Genomic DNA, 18,636 nt, shown 5'->3' with positions numbered 1-18,636 from the left:
TGTAAGTGTAATACGCAATCTAACCCTTAAACGTATTAGATAAACAATTTGGCCGCTAAGCGGCCAAATTTTAAGCACCTTATCAAAATTAGCTGCCATCATACTTAAACACGCTATTTTCAAACATGACCGTGAGCAGATCTTTGCTTGGGTCACTCGCCGTATCAAGTTGACTATAAAGCCCTTTTACTACAATTGACTGTTGCTGCGTATCAAGTGTGATATCGACCTTAATATCATCGGTATTATCTATGTGACTCACAACTAACTGCTGTGAATCTGCGAAATCATCCAGTAGTGAATCAAGGTCAAGATTGGTTTCTAGTTCATCAAAGATACTCACTAAATCAATGCTATCGCCGTCTGTCACGTTGAAATCAGTAATAATATCTTCAACAGTGTCATCGATGACTTGCCAAATAAAGCTATCGGCTCCGCCCCCTCCGGTTAAGATATCTGCGCCTAATCCACCATCGAGTATATCATCCCCTTCACCGCCAATAAGCTCATCATCATTGCTCGAACCAATGATCACGCTGGCATCGTCACCACTCACTACAGTCGTAGAGTCCAACTCAGCCGAAGCATCGAGTTGTGCATCATCGGCAACCACAGTTACAGTATAAGGAACGGCTATAGAATCTGCTGAATCTAACTCTGTTACGCCATCAAACTCTTTAGAAACGGCCACCACCTCAAAGTCGAGATCCAATGGTGTAATCGGATTTGGATACTTCACCACCGCACTCGACAATGCCGTTTCATCCAATACCCATACTCCATTGTCTACAACAACACTTCCGCTGTTAGCTTCAACAATAGCGTTGGCATCTAGACCGCGAATCTCAATCGATAGAGCCTCACCAATATCGGTTAGTGCCGCTATCAAACCAATAACAGGAATGCCTCGGCTTTGGATTGCGCTTTCAGTAATTAAGGTATTTAGACTGCGCTTTGCGCTTGGGTCTAGGGCTAGCGTTGGCGCGTTGGCTACAGGGTTTATGGTAATAGTGACGCTATCACTATCGGATTCAACCGTCCCATTATCATCAAACACTCCGTTGTCGCGAGTTGTGACCGTCAATTGAGCGGCATCGCTACCTTGTTGGTTGCGATAAAATATACCATCACTTGCAGCAACCTCTGCCAGTACGGCATTCACATCATCTATCGGGCCGTTTAACACAACACGGCTAGTCGCATTACTCGTAATCACAACATTGCTGTTACTCGTCACCACATCAATAAGGCCGATATCAACGCTCAAGATGACCTCAATGGCACTGCTTGAGAACATCCCCGTATAGTCCACATCGCTCACTTGGATGCCAGTCACCTTAATCTCACTGCCTTCATCGACAATAATATCGGTCGGTAATTGGTTAAGCGGAGCGTCATTTTCCGCGATAACCTCAATATCAAAGGTGACTTGGTTCGTATTGGGTTCACCTACCACTCCAAGGTTTCCGTTGTCATCAACCTCGACCGTCACCGTTGTGGTACCGTTATAATCTGCTGCCGGAGAAAAAATTACCCCCATACTAAGCAACGCATTTATCTGTAAAACCGTACCATCGATGGCGACATTATCGGAATCTAGCCCGCTAACAATGACGGAAAAGTCATCGGGATCACCCACAAAACCAAAACTACCTTGGCCACTTGGGACAGATAAGGTCACTGTATACTGAGTATCTGGATTATCCAGTGCATCCACATCGCTAATGGCGATATCGGTAAGGGTTACAGAGCCATCCTCTAGCACTGTACTATCGGCTATTGAACTAATAATTGGTTGGTCATTCTTTGGCTCGACATCAATAATAAAGCTTCCAGCATTCGTGTTGGGTTCACCCACGACCCCGATATTTCCGCCGTCATCTATGCTGATATCAACGCTGACCTGACCATAAAAATCCGCATCTGGGTTAAATCGAACCCCATCGGCTAGTGCGGCGTTGATTTGTGCCACGGTCCCCGTTAGCTGTAAGGAATCGGTGGCGATATCAGGCGTAATCGAGATACCAAACTGCTGCTCAGCATCATCTGCAAAGGCGAGTAAGCCGCTATCAACACTGATAGTAAAGGTGTAAACCGCGAGCGGGTCATCCGCTGTATCTGGGTCTGAAATAGAAAGATTGGTTATGTTGTATTCATCATCTTCAACACTGGTAAGATCAGCTACACCGCCGAACATGGGCTGGTCATTGACCGCTTCTATGGAGATATCGACCACTTGCTCTGTTGCGCTACCTAAGCTTTGGAAATCATTTAAACCGGTATCCACCGATTGCACCTTGACGGTGATCTGCGCGGGATCCCAGTTTGATGAGTTGTTGTCACCGGAGTTAAATACAATTTTGTCCAACTGCTGCGCTTCAACATCAAGCACCCAACTGCCATCGCCATTGTCAGTAAATACAGTGCCGTCTTCTAGCTTGATAACACCACCCTGCGGTACATTCTCAACGGTGATTCGCAGCGTCTCAGGTGCCGATTCTAGGTAATTACCGCCGCTACCATTGCCCGGTAATGCGTAATCGTTATCAACGATATAGGCATTAAGTAAGATCTCAATATCCTGATTTTCAACACCAATTACTGAGGTTGATATATCGCTATCAACTGTATCCCCTTGCGGTAACACCACCAAGGTAAACTCTGCGTTATGCTCGGTAGGTACAGCTAAGTCTTGCTCTTGGGTAAACACCAGAATGCCGATATCAACGGTGCCGCTAAAGTTCTCAGCTGGAGTAATAACGATATCATCAAAAGATACGCTGGTTGCCTCAGTGTCATTAAGTTGAATAGTCCAGAACCCATTACCATTATTTTTTACACTAAAGCCATCATCACCGGTTTCATTTCGAGAGCGAACCAAAAAGCCATCTGGTACATCCGTCAGACGAATCGATACAAACTCTTCCGAACCGTCTGTATCAGTCAGTGACACCACAAATGGGTCACCATTAACCTGATCAAGGGTAATATCGGTATCTTCTTGACCGGTAATTACGATCTTACTCGAGCGGTCTCCCCCTGCGACGATAATTGGATCTAGTACTGGAACAATTTCAAACGATACCTCACCGCTAAAGCCTACAACTGAGTCTTGATCTGTACCCTTGGTATAGCCATCGGTTTCATCGAAATCGGTGGTATCGGTAATAGAACCAGAAATAGTAAGCGATACCGTATTATCACTGTCTCCCTCAGGAAAGTGCTGCGCCGGTTTAAAGCGTACATTCTGCAAGAAATCATTCACAGCATTGGGGTTTTGCGGATCATAATTAAGGGTAATTGACTCCACTAGATTGCCATCAGTATCAACTAACCAGCCCTCACTAGGGTCACTAACTGCAATCGTAATCGATTGGATCTCCTCTACACCTCGCGTCAGATCCACATCAAGATCAGTAGATGACACATCAATATTGAGGTGTATCAGCCCATCTTCATAAGCAATGCCAGGTTGGAATACTTCAACATCAGAAGTAACAGAGCTATTTACGGGTAACAGTTCATCATTGAGTCCGCTAGTCCCGACAATTTCAACCGATAAGCTTTGATCCGCCTCGACTTCAGGTGAGATAGCAATTGGTAACGATAAGCTGAAGCTTTTTTCATGCCCTGACAAGGTATCCGTTGTAACGGCCAAGAAATTTAGAATCAAATCTCCAGCATAATCGTTGGGTGTACTTAGCGTCAGCCCACCCGTGCCTGAAATCGTGCCGTCAGGGTTTATCTGCGCAAGGTAGATATACTCATCATTCACATAGTCGTAATCTGCACCATTGATAGAAAAACCAGCGGGTAGAGCTTGGCCTTTGAACACAATAGACAGTTGATCGCTTACGTTATCGGCGTTTACTACCTCAAATATATTTTTATCACTGATCTGTTGTCCAAGATCGATAGCCCCACCGTCTTCAATACCGAGGATAATATCGTCTGCATCAGTGTTAACCCCTATATCAGCGGCAATACTGTCATTGCCCGAGATGATTTCAGGGAAACGAAGTGTAATGTCGGTTTCTTTACGTGCTCTTTCCCCACCGCCTTCATTCTCATCACCTCGGTCATAAGCCAGCGCCACAAAGGTAATGTTAAGTTCCGAGAAGCTCGAATCTTGATCATCCGCGATAACTAAGCCGTTAGGCGCGAGTATTTCAAAGCTATTTTCATCGGTTATTACCCAGGTGCCATCGCCATTATTAACAGCACCCAATACGATCAGTTGGTCAAGAATAGTGGGATCTGTTGTATTAAAATCAACCACCAACTGGTCAACTAACTCATATGGCGGATTAGCAACACCCTCATTATCGGACGAGTCTAAATCATCAATATTGATACTATAACGGCCGGCTTCGTTATCATTATTATTGATAGTAAAGCGCACCTTGCCTTCTGCATCCGCTTCAATAGCAGTTAGCGCGGTATCTGGATCATCTTGATCAAACACGCTTAACATTGCGCCGTCTTCAACAACGGGTTTTACAACAACATCAATCGTGCCTGTGATCTCCTTAAATGCTCGCCCTTCGTTAGGGTCAATGCCTTGTTGTAACTCGTAATCGCTCTCGGTTACAACCAACACAGCGGTTAATTCAAAGTCGGTACTGTCATCTTGTGGGGGGCGGATCTCAATGCGGCTGCTGCCATCGAGTAAACCAAGCCAGCCCTCAACCAAGCCACCTTCTTCATCTCGAAATGGGATAAGTATTTCACCATCAATGATTTGAAGCTCACTCGCTTCTATTTCATTACCATCAATTCGTATCGCGGACCCTTCGGGGATCCCTTCTAGACGTAAAAATGAGATTTTTTCATCAACATCCGGAAAATTAGAGCCTGTTGGCAGCCAGTCGATAACAATAAACTCATCCTCGTCACCAACTGCCCTAGCCGAATAGGCCACCTGAGCATCAATGACCGGCTGAACCTTAATAACAACGTTGCCCTCAAAAACCTCTGAGGCACCATCATTTTCCGTCACAACAATCGTCACCTTTAACTCTATATTTTGAGTTGAAGAGTTTGCAGGACGTACAATGATGCCTGAATCAACCCCAGCTTCAGTCAAGTTCGCCTGATAAACGGGTTGCCCATCATCATCGTAATCAACAAACACCAAATCAATGGAGTTATTGTCTTCATCGATAAGCTCAACACCTTCAGGAATATTTGAAAGAAGAACTGCGATCGACTCTGAGTTATCCATTGGCGAATCAATCAATTCCCCCGAGATAATACTAAAGGTCAAAGGTAGGTCTTGGTTCTCATCAATCGTGGTTTGAATGCCAGTGGTAAAGCCTTGGTCGTTAGTTATCGCTTCCCATATATCGCCAATGCCATCGATATCTACAATCGGGGCATCGGCCACCCCTTTCAAATCCACCACAATTTGACGAGCATCGAGTCGTCGATCATCACTAGCAACCCCTGCGGTTCCACCACCAGCAAGCTCATTCGCAGGGTCAAGCACGTGCGCTTGGTCGCGAATGATACCTGTCACAGTAAACTCAAAATCTAGGTTGCTATGAATAAATGGCACAAATTCAACCTGAGATAACTGGGAGTAAGCCACTTCAAACACGCCGCTGGATACTTCCACAATAGGATTATCGGCTGGGTCACCTAACCAATTCAAGGTTGCAGGATTACCATTGCTATCTAACAGATTGGAGATCTCCACAAACAATGACTCTGACCCATCCATATCTTGAGGCGAGGCCATTTGAATATGCTGATCTAGCGTAGTGGTTGTATCTTCATCAATGACGATACGAGTGACCGTCAGTGCGCCTTCATCTGCGATTGGATTCACATTAATAGTAAAGTAACGCACTTCTGAACGGGCTTCGGCAAGTGCGGCATTTGGGTCGGTTTCGCTGGTAATAGCAACAACTTTCAGCTGAATTGCCCCACTCCAGTCATCAGCAGGATTAACGCTCACCTTACCGATATCATCTGCGGTGATGATGTATAGTCCATTGCTATCTGGTGTTTGAGCCACACCATCGACTAAAAGTTGCTGTCCATAATCGGCCACAAAACTGACTTCATAAGAGAGGCTTTCTGAGCCATCCGCATCTTGTGTTTTTGCCAAAATACTCAGCTGGGCATCACTGTCATCTTCATCCACAGTAACCACATAGCTATTGTCGAGTGGATCCCAGGTTGCGCTATCGGCCACCGCTACCACCTCGACAGTCAGCTCTCCAGACAAGGTTTCACTGTCCACTCCTGCACGCTGTACGTTAATCTCTATCGAATAGCGATAATCCACGCCCTCGCTGCCTTGATGACGAGCAGGAACAAAGTATAGATTCTCTACGCTCCAGTTTTGATTATCCAAGGTGGAGGTTTGCAGTTGCGCTTGAGTTAACGTCACCGCTCCATTCACCACCGCAAGTGCAACGTAATTACTGCCATCATAGAAATAGAACGCCCCCTCGCCAGGGTCCACATCCTTAATAGTGATATCACCGAGTTGTTCGCTATTATCAAAATCGCCAGTATTAACGCTAATGTTGACCTTAATTGGCGCATCCGCTACGAGAATATTATCTTGAGGGTTGGTATCACCTAAAGTCACACTGCGTCCAGCATCCTCACTGCCGCTGGCCTGTGATAAGGTGATCTGCGAGCTAATATCATCAACAGTAATCGTTATCGGCGTGGTATCGGTATCACCGTCGCTGTCTGTGGCAGTTACTGCCACGCTTATATCCACCAAATCCCCACTTTGTAGGACATCCGATTCAGCGGTAAATCGAACTCGGCCATCAGGGTGCACCTCAAGTACTCCCATCAACAACAGAGGGTCACTTGGATTTAGAGGTGAGCTGCCATCACTATAAAGATTAAAGCTCTGAAACCCCTGAGTTGGGTCAACACTTAAGGTGGTATCTCCAATAGTAATTGCGGTCAATACGCCGTCATCTGCACCATCGGTATCTAGGCCATCTTGCCTTAAAAGGTTAACACTGACTCTGTCATCCCCTTCAACTACCGAGATAGACTTACTCACCACTTCTGGCACATCATCGGTCACATTGACAATCAAATCCTGAGAAGGTGAGGTATCACCGTCCATATCTTGCACAAAGACAGGAAGACGAATACTTACGGTGTCTGCAACATCAGCAATTGGGTGATCGATAGCGCGAATTATCTCAAAGTCAAAGCGTCCGAAATCACTACTACCCACAGTATTATTCAGTTGGATTGAAAGGATATCTAGTGGCGCACCGTCAACCGTCGCAATACCCATGTATCCACCCGCTACTGCGATAAAGGTAATGGCAACGCCTTGATAGGTAAGTGGCAGCGGTTGTGTTTGGCCATTACTGTCTATGTAACTGGCACTGATGCTATCAGTATCAACATAGAAAGCCTCAACATCATCACTCCCCTGTATATAGGTAACGACAGAGCTTCCAACCTCTAAAGAGCCATCTGGGTTGCTACCGCCTTGGATTGGCGTTGAACTGCTATCTCCTTGGTCAATATGACTTTCATCTACCGTAAGAGGTGGGGTCAGATCTACTTGCGGGTCTGTACCATCAGCTATTTCAATAGTGATGCGTGATGGACTCACATCCCCATCGCTATCAATCGCATTCACTACCAGATTAAGAATATTACTATCAGAGCCATTGTTGTCTTGCTCAAGGGCTTGTAGTAACTCGATATTGTATCTGCCATCTATATCAACACCGGCAATGAGCACCACATCACTGCTGTTACCTGCCACATGTAAGGTAAGTATTGTGCCATCTGCATTCAACTCTAACTCAAGTGCTTGGTTATTGCTGATTAGACTCGTCCACGCTGGATCAGTTAATACACCTGCATCAAATCTCACCTGCGCAATGGCATCAATCCCTTTGCTTAGCTCAATCGTTCCCTCAATTTGCTCACTGTCTTGGTCAAGGGTCACATCCTCATTTACCGCTTCCGTTTGGTCGACGGAATCTGGGTCTTCCCCGTCCTCAATGACTAATGAAATATCCTTAGTCACCACATCGCTATCGCTGTCGGTTACCTCGACAGTTACATCCAGACGGTTGGTATCGTCAGTGGCAAATTGGTCAAGGGGCAATCTCTGCTCAAAACTAAAGTTACCATTGATATCAATGATACCGATTAACACCACATCTTGGTTGGTATCACCGGTGACTAAGGTCAAGGTTTGGCCGTCACTGCTTATAATAAGCTGGGTATCAGAGCCATTTGAGGTCAATGCATCCCATGTTGTTTGTTGGGTCGACGTTAACGCAAAACCAACTGAGCTAATCGCATCGACTCCAGCGGCTAAACCTATGTCCCCTGTTATTGGGAAATCAATGCCACCCACAATATTGTTCTCATTCCACACCAGCTCAATAACATCATCGATAACCGTGGGATCTGTACCATCATTAATTCGAACTCGAGCATTTGCCCTAGTTATATCCCCATCTGTATCTTGCAGCTCTACCCGCAATGCTAAGTCCAGTCGGTCACGATTATTGGTCTGATCAATCGCTTCGAATTGCTCAACACTAAAGGTGCCATCAAATTGTCCATTGGCATCGGTGTTTAGTCTTATGCTCAGAACCGAGCTATCGGGGGAAGAATCAAGAAATACCGTAATTAAGGTATTATCTTCTGTCACCAAAAATGACGTTTGCTCACCATTACTGGTAATACTGTTTAAGGTATTGGTCTGACCGTTAGTGAGGTTAAAACCAAAGCTTGCTAGGTCATCGCTGCCTTCCAGTAATCGCAAATCACCGGTTATCGGTAACGAGTCACTGCCAATATCATCGTCACTAAATGTAACGCGGCGATTTCTTAACCCGATATTTGTGCCATCTTCAATATTGAGATTGATACTACTGCGCGTTTCATCTCCATCTTTATCTAGGGCAAGAATGCCAACCTCAAGCGCGCTGATGTCCGTGCTCGGCTGGTCAATCGCATCAAACTGTTCAATGGTATAAACGCCATTTATATCCATAGAGATAGAGAGTATCAGTGTACCATCGGCCAGTTGCAGCTCTAGAGAGCGTTCCCCTTCCACTAGGTTGGTACTCTGGCCATTACTCGTGATAGCATTCCACGCACTGCGCTGATCCGCACTTAACTCAAAGCTAAGTTGATCTAAACCATCTGGCCCGAGGCTAAGCTCAATATTGCCAACAATAGGTTGATCCGTTGTGCCTATATCATCTTCGTTCCATTGCTCAGTCTTATCGCTTAATGATACGTTTTGTCCATCATCTATAGTGACCGAAATACTTGAGTTAGTTACATCCCCATCGCTATCGGTGAAGATAACCCCTGCGCTTAACAAGGTTTGATCGCTGGTGCTGTTGTCTTGGTCAATAGCCAGAAATTGTTCTAACTCAAAACTGCCATCGTTGTTTAAACTCAATTGCAGAGCAATCACGCCATTGCTACGCACCACAAGGCTTTGCGCATTTTGTTCAAGCGTGGTCGCCTCACCATCAATGGTAATCGTATTCCATGCCGCCGTTTGCACTGTAGTCAGGTCGAGTACCGCACTCTCAATCCCATCACTGCCCTGATAATTGAGATCGCCACTAAAGCTATAACCACTATCTGTTATCTGGTCTTCACTCCAGCGCACCTGTGCTGGATCTGTGGTGATGGTTTGGCCATCGGCAATCGTAAAATCAATCGTTGCCGTATCACCATCACCATCGCTATCTTCGACCTCAACGCCAAGGCTTAGCTTAGTAATGCCTGAAGCATCCTGATCTAACCCTTGCAGCTGTTCAATATCATAGCTGCCATCAAGGTTTAAACTAACAACCAACACCACACTGCCATCGGCTAGGCTGGCGCGAACCTCAGAGTCGGTCACCGTTAATACGATTGACTGATTGTTACTGGTCAATGCACTCCAATCATCGGTCTGCTGCTCACTTAACACAAAGCGCATCAACGCGATATCATCACTGCCGGTGACCAAGTCAACATTGGTAAAAATCGGGAAGATATCGCCGATATCGTCCTCACTCCAGCTTTGACTATCATCACTAATGGTAGGGGCATCACCATCACTAATCGTCACGGCAATATTACCGCTCGCTTGAGTCCCATCGGAATCGGTCGCCGTGACGGGTATATTAAGTAGCAGATCTTCTAGCGCCGTATGATCCACGGCTTGAAATTGGGTTACTGTGTAGTTACCCAGCAGGTCATTGAGTTGCACCTCAAGAACCTTATTATTCACATCACCAGTGATAAACACCGTCAATAGACGCCCATCCGCCGACAATAACACGTCAGTAGATTGGTCATTCGAGACCAAATTAATCCAGTTCGTATCTGAGGTAATGCTGCTATCAATGCGAAACTCGGTAATCGCATCTGTACCCGCAATCACCTCAATCTTTTCACTAAAGCTCTGCTGCCCTTCAATCTCAGTGATATCTACCACAGCGTCATTAACAATAGGCGCATCACCGTCGTAAATACTGATGTTAATCGTACCGCTATCAAAGTCATTATCGGTGTCCGTCACAATGACATTAACAGATAGCCGTACCGGGTCAGTCTCATTCGGTTGGTCAATCGCATCACTTTCAACCAAGGTGTAACTGCCATCTTCATTCAGGGTGATTTTAAGCACTTCATTACTGACATCTCCCCCTTTAAAGACAATAATTTGGTTTTTATCGCCATTCAGTTGTACCTGAGTCGCTTGTCCATCACTGGTAATATTTCCCCAAGCCGGATCATCAATAACCGCTTCATCAAACTGAACACTGGCAATATCATCGATGCCCTTAGTAATAGTTAAAAAGCCATTAGTTACAGTGCCATCAACCCCCTCAATAAGACTCAATGTGCCATCTGTTATCTTGGGATCTGCGCCATCGGTAATGTTGATGATGATATCTGCACTCGCACTATCACCATCAAAATCTGTAGCGATAACTCCAGCTACCAGCTGGTTAATATTGCTTATCACATCTTGATCTAAAGGCAGGTTTTGGGTCAGGGTAAAACCCCCATTCGCGTCCAGCGCTAGTTCGAGAACAACCACGTTCGAATCACTATGTAGTGAGAGCGTAATTAGGGCATCGGTAACGTTAAGGGTTGTGGCTTGTCCGTTACTGGTTAGCGCTGTCCATATAGGGTCACTGGCAATATCCTCATCAAATCGATAGCTTTCAATTGAATCGCTATTCACGCTAAAAACAATCTCACCACTGCTAATCGTTGGCAGGCCTTGTTCTTGCACGTTGAGATTGGCATCCTCACCACTCGGTGCCAGCGCATCATTAATCGTGATATTGATTGCAGCGCTACCCGAATCACCATCGGAGTCTTTGGCCAATACCGGCAGCACTAAGTTATTACTATTGGTTGCACCATTTTGCTCAATAGGTCGATGCTGGGTGATATCATAGTTGCCATCGTTATCTATGCTCACACTCAAAATAAGCGCATCAGAATCAGCCCCTGTCACGGTTAAGGTCTTATTGCCATTGGTTAGCGCAACCGATACCGACTCTCCTTCGCTAAGTAGCCCAATCCAATCTGCCGCGAGCAGCAGTGCGGGATCAAACTCAATACTTTGGATATCCTCACTGCCGGCACTAAAATCGATAGTGCCACTCATGGCTTGCTCTGTGGTTGTTTCTGTCCATGACACATCACTATCAATGCCGCTAGGGTCATCACCGTCAGTAACTTGTACGGTAATGGTTGCCAAGGCGCTATCCAGATCACTGTCAGTGACCTGTACTGGGATCAGCAAGCGAGTGAGGTTACTGACATCCTGATCCAAGGGCTGACGCAGATCGACAGTGTAACTGCCATCAATATTCACGATCACCTGCATGACTAACGTGCCATCATCGAGGCGAAGAGATAAGGTATCATTGATATTGGTTTGCAGGCTGGACGACAAAGAAGCGGTTACCGACAAGCCATTGCTGGTCAAGTTTTGCCATGGACTTTGACTATCTATAACCGCATCACTGATCTCTATAGAGGTGACAGCATCGCTTCCCGCTGTCAGCGTCAGATCCCCTGTAAATGGTTGCGTTGTCAAATCTCCAATATCGCTTTCAAAGAGATCCGCAATATCATCGACAATAACCGGGTCACTGCCATCTTGGATGGTAAAGCTTAGATTGGTAGAGGTTTGGTCGCCGTCGGTATCCGTAATAACTGCATCGATAGCCAACTTGAGTTGGTTGGGGTTTATAAGTGCATCATCATCTTGGTCGATAGCTTGCAGCTGTTCAATACTGTAACTGCCATCTCCATTTAATTGCAGCTGTAAAACAGTCTCCCCTGATAGCGTCTTCACTACGATCGAGCTGTCCGTTACGGTTAACGTCGTTGCTTCGCCATTACTGGTGATAGTCTCCCAAATCGCGCGTTGACTGTCAGAAAGATTCAATGATGCATCGGCTATCGCATCACTCCCCTGATACAAAAGATCACCCGTAATAGGCTGCGTATCATCACCTATGCTGTCTTCATTCCAGCTATTATCTCCCGCAACAATTGCAAATTCATCGCCATCATTAATAGTAATGTCGATGACAGTTGATACTGTATCGCCATCGCTATCGATGACATCAACCCCGAGCTGAAGTGACGTTATGTCATCAATCTGATCCAATGCTTGCAGTTGGGTTACTGTATAGTTTCCCGCAATATCGATAGCTAGAGTTAATACTGGCGTGCCGTCAGTTAACTGAACAGTAATGGAATTGGCCGTAGTCACTACCTGAGTCGCTTGACCGTTGCTTGTCAACGACTCCCATCCCCCTTTTTGCACCTCAGACAAGGTAAAGCTGACACTGGCAGTGGTATCGCTACCAAGTATCAAGTTGATAGAGCCTGAATTAGACGCTGTGCCATCGATGACGTCATCTTCGTCTATAGCAACACTGCTTGCTGTTACCCTTGCCTCATCGCCATCGGTTATCTGAATATTGATGTTGGCAGAGCTTTGGTCACCATCAAAATCGGTCCCAATAACCGGTATAATCAAGTCATTTAGATCCGCTGCAACGCGCTGATCTAAGGCTGCATTTTGCACCACGCTGTAGCTGCCATCATCACTTATATTGACCACTAATACCGGGTCTGCGCCCACACTCAGGGTCAAGGTTTTAGCGGCAGTATCTAATGCCAGTGTTGTCGCTTGCCCGTTACTGGTTAAGGCGCCCCACGCTGGGTCATCTAATACCGCAGAGTCCAAAATAATACTTTGGACTGCATCAGAGCCCGGTACAAATACAATCGCGCCGCTGTTTGTTTGCCCGCTCTGACCTGTCTCTGTGTACTGCAAGGTACTGGTTTGCGCCACTGGCGCTAGGTTGTCTTGGATATTGATAACAATATCCACCGTTCCAGTATCGCCTTCTGAATCACTGGCGATAACCGGTAAAATCAATTGAGTGACATCGGATAAATCTTGTTCGATAGGTAACGACTGGGTTAGCTGATAATTACCTTCATTATCAATAGTGACCTTCAGGACCTCTTTTCCAGAGTCAGAAGTCACAATAAGGGTTTTAGAGTCACTAAGGGCCACGCTCACGCCTTCGCCATTCGTTATCAGCCCCAACCAACTGGCATCATTAACTACTTGCGGGTCGAATGAGATATCAGCGATATCCTCACTGCCAGGGGTAAATAGTACTTGTCCACCGCCGAACACCACCTCCGTGGCCTCCTTTATTGTGACAACGTCACCAACACCAATAGGGTCATCGCCATCATTTACGGTAATTAATACATCAGCGTGACTGTTATCCCCGTCAGAATCATTGGCAACCACAGGTAAAGAGAGATCTAAGCTATTTCCAGAGAGCTGATCAAGCGGAGCCTGTTGAGATATTTCAAAACTGCCATCCAGTTTTACCACAATCTCAAGGACTAAAGATTTATCATCAGCGCGGCGAACAAATAAGGTGTCCGTTTCCCCTGTTTGCAGCGTTGAATCTAACTCAAGCTCCACCGCCTGACCGTTACTTGTCAGGCCAAGCCAGTCGCTATTGAGCAATATGCTGCTATCAATCACTACCGACTCAACCAAGTCGCTGCCCTTTACTAGAGTGATATTTCCGATAATAGCTTGGTAATCTGGGGTGCCAATATCATTTTCATCTAATACTGCATTAGTCGCAGTTGTCGTCGGATCGTCGCCATCGGTTATGGATACCAATACGCTGGTTGAAGTAATATCACCATCGGTATCAGTGGCATCTACAATCAGATCTAACTCATTGATATTACTTACGCTGTCTTGCTCTATCGCCTGTAACTGCTCAATACTGTAACTGCCATCAATATTAACTGTTGCTCTTAGCACCACATCGTCTTCATTATCGACAATGTGTACCGTTAGTACTGAGCCATCCTGTGAAAGGTTAAGCTGCGTCGCTCGGTTATCTGAAAGCAAGCCCAACCAATCTGCATCACTCAGTACACTGGCATTAAATCGGACGCTAGCTATCGCATCCACGCCTGCAATAAGTGCGATATCACCTGTTTCCAGTGATGATATGTCATTCTCATCTATAGCTAACACTGTACTGTCAGCACTACTTGGATCGACTCCATCTTGAATAGTGATATCAATCAGCGCAGTATCTGTGTCTCCATCGGCATCGGTTGCAATAACGGTAGCGGACAACAGACTTTGATTATCTAGGGGTTGGTCTAAGGGCAAGAACTGAGTGATAACATAGTGGCCATCAAGGCCGATATCAAATCGTAATACCTCACTATCATCATCTAATGTCAGCACTAAGCTGCCACCGACAACCGTGAGAGTGGTCGATTGACCATTGCTGGTCACTGCATCCCATTGCGCGGTTTGTTGATCGCTAAGATCAATATTAATCGACTCCACCACATCACTGCCCACCACCAGATCGACCGATCCCATTTCGGAGGCCAGATTTTCGGTGGTATCGTCAGATAACGTCACTGAACTGTTACTAATTACTGGGTCAGTTCCATCAATAATATTGACAGTGATGGTATCTCGGGCAACGTCATTATCGGTATCAGTCACCACAATGGGTAAGGTTAAACTTAGGCTGTCACTGCTATTATGTTCTAACGCCTGAAACTGAGTAACCGTATAACTGCCGTCTGCGTTTATCTGCGCTTGAAGCACAATATTGTTTGGGTCTGGGGAAATATAAACCACCAGCACATTACCGGTGACTGACACCTCAGTAGCGCGGTTATTACTCAGCAGTTCTGTCCACGTGTCGTCCGCCACCAGCGTTGTTTCATCAAACACCACGCTATCAACGTTGTCGCTCCCCATCACCACCGCAACCGAGCCTGTAACAGAAACTTCGGCTCCGGTTTCATTGATATCAGGCGCCGTACTTTGCTGTAAGCTAGGATCATCGCCATCGCTGATATTGATTCCGATCTCTGTCGAGATAACATCGCCGTCGGTATCGGTTAAATCAACTTGTAGGGTAAGTAAGATCTGCTCAAGTTGTGAATGATCCAACGCCTGAAATTGAGTGACTCTAAAGTTGCCTTCCACATCTAAAAGTTCAACTTCCAGAACCACACTGGAAAGGTCGTCACCTAAAGCGACCGTGAGTAAGGTTCCGTCTGAGCTAAGAGACAACTGCACCGCGCTGTCATTAGTTAACAATCCAGTCCAATTATCATTGGTTAGTACTGCCTCATTGAACACAATACTTTGGATGGCATCCACTCCAGCTTCTATCTCAAACTGATCAATAAAGGTTTGCTCGGTGGCCTTTTCTTCAAACTCGACCAGTGCATCTCCAGCACTTGGGTTCGCCCCATCAAGTATGGTTAAGGTGATTTGCGCGGTGGCTACATCATCATCGCTATCTGTGACGACTACAGGTAATGTCAGCACTATATCTAATGAATCATCATCTTGATCGATAGAGTCAAATTGCTCAATAACATAGCGGCCATCGAGTCCAATTGTCGCCCTTAGAACCACAACTTCTTGTACTGGAATAGAGTCCGGCACTTGGTAATATAAAGTAACGACGTTGTCTTCAATTCTCAGCTCAGTTGCAACGCCATTTGAGGTAATATCTAACCAGTTAGAATCATCAGCGATTACTGGAGAAAACACCACACTCGCGATGTCATCTGAGCCTTTATTTATTTGTACCGTACCTACTGCACTGCGCACCGCATCATCGAGTTCGGTATAGGTAATACTCGAATTTTGCGCACTAGGATTGATGCCATCGCTGACCTTAATCGTAATTTGAGCGTTGGCGCTATCACCATCAAAATCAGTGGCAATTACTGTGATTGGCAATTGTAAAAGGTTGTCGATTGGATGGTCTAGAGCCGCGTTTTGCACTAGGGTGTAAGAGCCATCGCGGTTAATCGAAATCGACATCACAACATCATTGGGGCTCTCAACAGTAGATAAACTTAAAATGGTGTTATTTGCCAATAAAGACACGGTTAGCGGTGAACCGTTCGAGGTAAGCTCAGTCCATGAGGGGTCAACCTCCATTGACGAGGCAAACTGCACCACATCAATCGCATCACTAAACACAGTAAAGTCAATTTGACCGTTAATGGTCTGCCCTTGTGTGCCCGTTTCAATGTAATCAACCTCACTTGGCTCGCCTTGTGGGCTGATATTATCTCGAATAACCAGATTAATATTTTCGGTAACCGAGTCACCATCGGTATCGGTTGCCGTGGTCGGAATAGTGAGCCGCAATATGTCATTGTCTTGCTCGATAGCGCGATATTGAGTCAGGGTGTAATCACCACTGTTATCGATCACCACCTTAAGAACAAGCTCACCACTCAAGGTTTGAACGGTGAGAGTCTTAGCGTCATCAGACAGCAAAACTTCGGTTGCTACACCGTTACTTTGTATACTTGTCCAAGCAGGGTCATCGACGACGCTTACTTCAAACGAGATATCATCTAGGTTATCACTGCCCTTTGTAAATTCTATATGACGAGTTTGACTTTGCTCCCCCACAGTCTCTATATAATCAAGTAGGCTCGATTCACCCGTTGGATCCTGACCATCTTCTATGACCACCTGAATCACAGACGGGGTTAAGTCACCATCATAATCCACGACCTTGACCGGAATCTGCAACTGAGTAAGGTTATCAGCCCCTTGATCTAGTGGTTGCATCAAGGTCGCAATATAGGTGCCATCCACTTTTACCACGATCTCAAGCACCACAATATTCGGTGCATCGGCTAGGGTGACAATGACCTTATCAAGGATTGGATTTGCATCAACATCAACTTGAGAATCCGAGCTCAAACTTAGGCTCGTTTGCATACCATTGGACGTCAGGGCTAACCAGCTTGGATCGGAAAGAATAGCGGTATCAATGGTAAAAAATTCAGCGCTATCACTGCCTAAAGATAATCCGGTATCACCATCAGCTGGCCTATTGGTACTTATCCCATCGCCCTCATTTAGGGTGGTGGTTCCCGTTGCAGAGACGGAACCAAATACAGGGTTAATGCCATCGGCGATAGTGGTACTAAATGAAATCGGTTCAACTAGGTCAAATCCACTTGAATCTTGCCCAGTAATATCAAAGTTTATGTTCAGCTTGTCATCATTAATAGCGACATACTGTCCGTTGAAATCGATGTGGTCAATTGGGGAAGAGATAGCGGTTGTTACCACTAAATCTATACCAGTATCCAACTGATTAGTGGTAATCGTGATTGAAAGTACTTCATCATTAGATACGGTACCGACAATCGCGTTGGCTGCCTGATCATAGACAAAAATAACCGCTTCACCTGCAGAGGTAATATGTGCATTCAGCTCAGCAAGCACTTGATCGATATCGAGCGGAGCCACTACAAATGTCTCGGCATCAAGCTCGAAGGTAGCTTGCTCAATAAAAACAGAACCGACCGTTGTTTGAGGGTATGAGTTTTGCGAAAGAGAGCCTTCAACTAAACCGGTGGTGATACTCCCACCTCCTTCGGCAAAAGATATGGTCAGCCCATCATCTTCAACTAATTCGAATGGTAACAATGAATCATCGGTTTCAAAATCGGTACTGGCTAGCACCTGCGGATAATTAAAAGCAACGCTGACAAACCCACCATTCGCCGAGTTCTCAGCATCGGTTTCACGCACTAGCGCGTCGGTCTCAAGGGCTTGTCTGAGGTCTTGCCCCTCACTGATCAGCTTTTGAATAACCGCTATATCTTGTTCAGTATACGCTGGCTCAGTGGGACTTAATTGTAGACCAAACTCCCCTCCAATAGTTGTCGATGCAATTGCGGTTTTACTATCATCAAACACCGACAAACAAGCGACACAATTTTGCGAGAGATGCAATATTCCATCAGCCGTGCGAACTAAAACATCGGCATCATCGCCCAGTAAAAGTACAGATTGCGGGGTTAATGTTTCTCCTCTCTCAATCCCTCTCGCACCCTGACTGGCACTAACAACAACCGCACTACCCGAGACCTCTACAACTTGCGCTGTAGCCGATAATATACGCTCTTCCATAGCCATAATCCTTTTCTCTACGCCCAAATGTGGGCGCAGTACAACTCATTACATCAACAACGTTAATCACATATTACCAACTTAATATTAAAACAAAAATA

1 protein-coding gene is annotated in these 18,636 nt (G+C 45.7%); it reads right to left on the bottom strand.

Annotated elements, in window-relative coordinates; genetic code table 11:
* Nucleotides 1–88 precede the first annotated feature (88 nt).
* Nucleotides 89–18,535, bottom strand: coding sequence for a retention module-containing protein (locus OCU28_RS12805; protein WP_261818074.1), 18,447 nt, complete (start codon nt 18,533–18,535; stop codon nt 89–91).
* Nucleotides 18,536–18,636 lie beyond the last annotated feature (101 nt).

This window comes from Vibrio gallicus (assembly GCF_024346875.1).
Classification (GTDB): Bacteria; Pseudomonadota; Gammaproteobacteria; order Enterobacterales; family Vibrionaceae; genus Vibrio; species Vibrio gallicus.
Note: the sequence above shows the minus strand (reverse complement) of the source record. Positions and strands in the feature narration are given on the sequence as shown.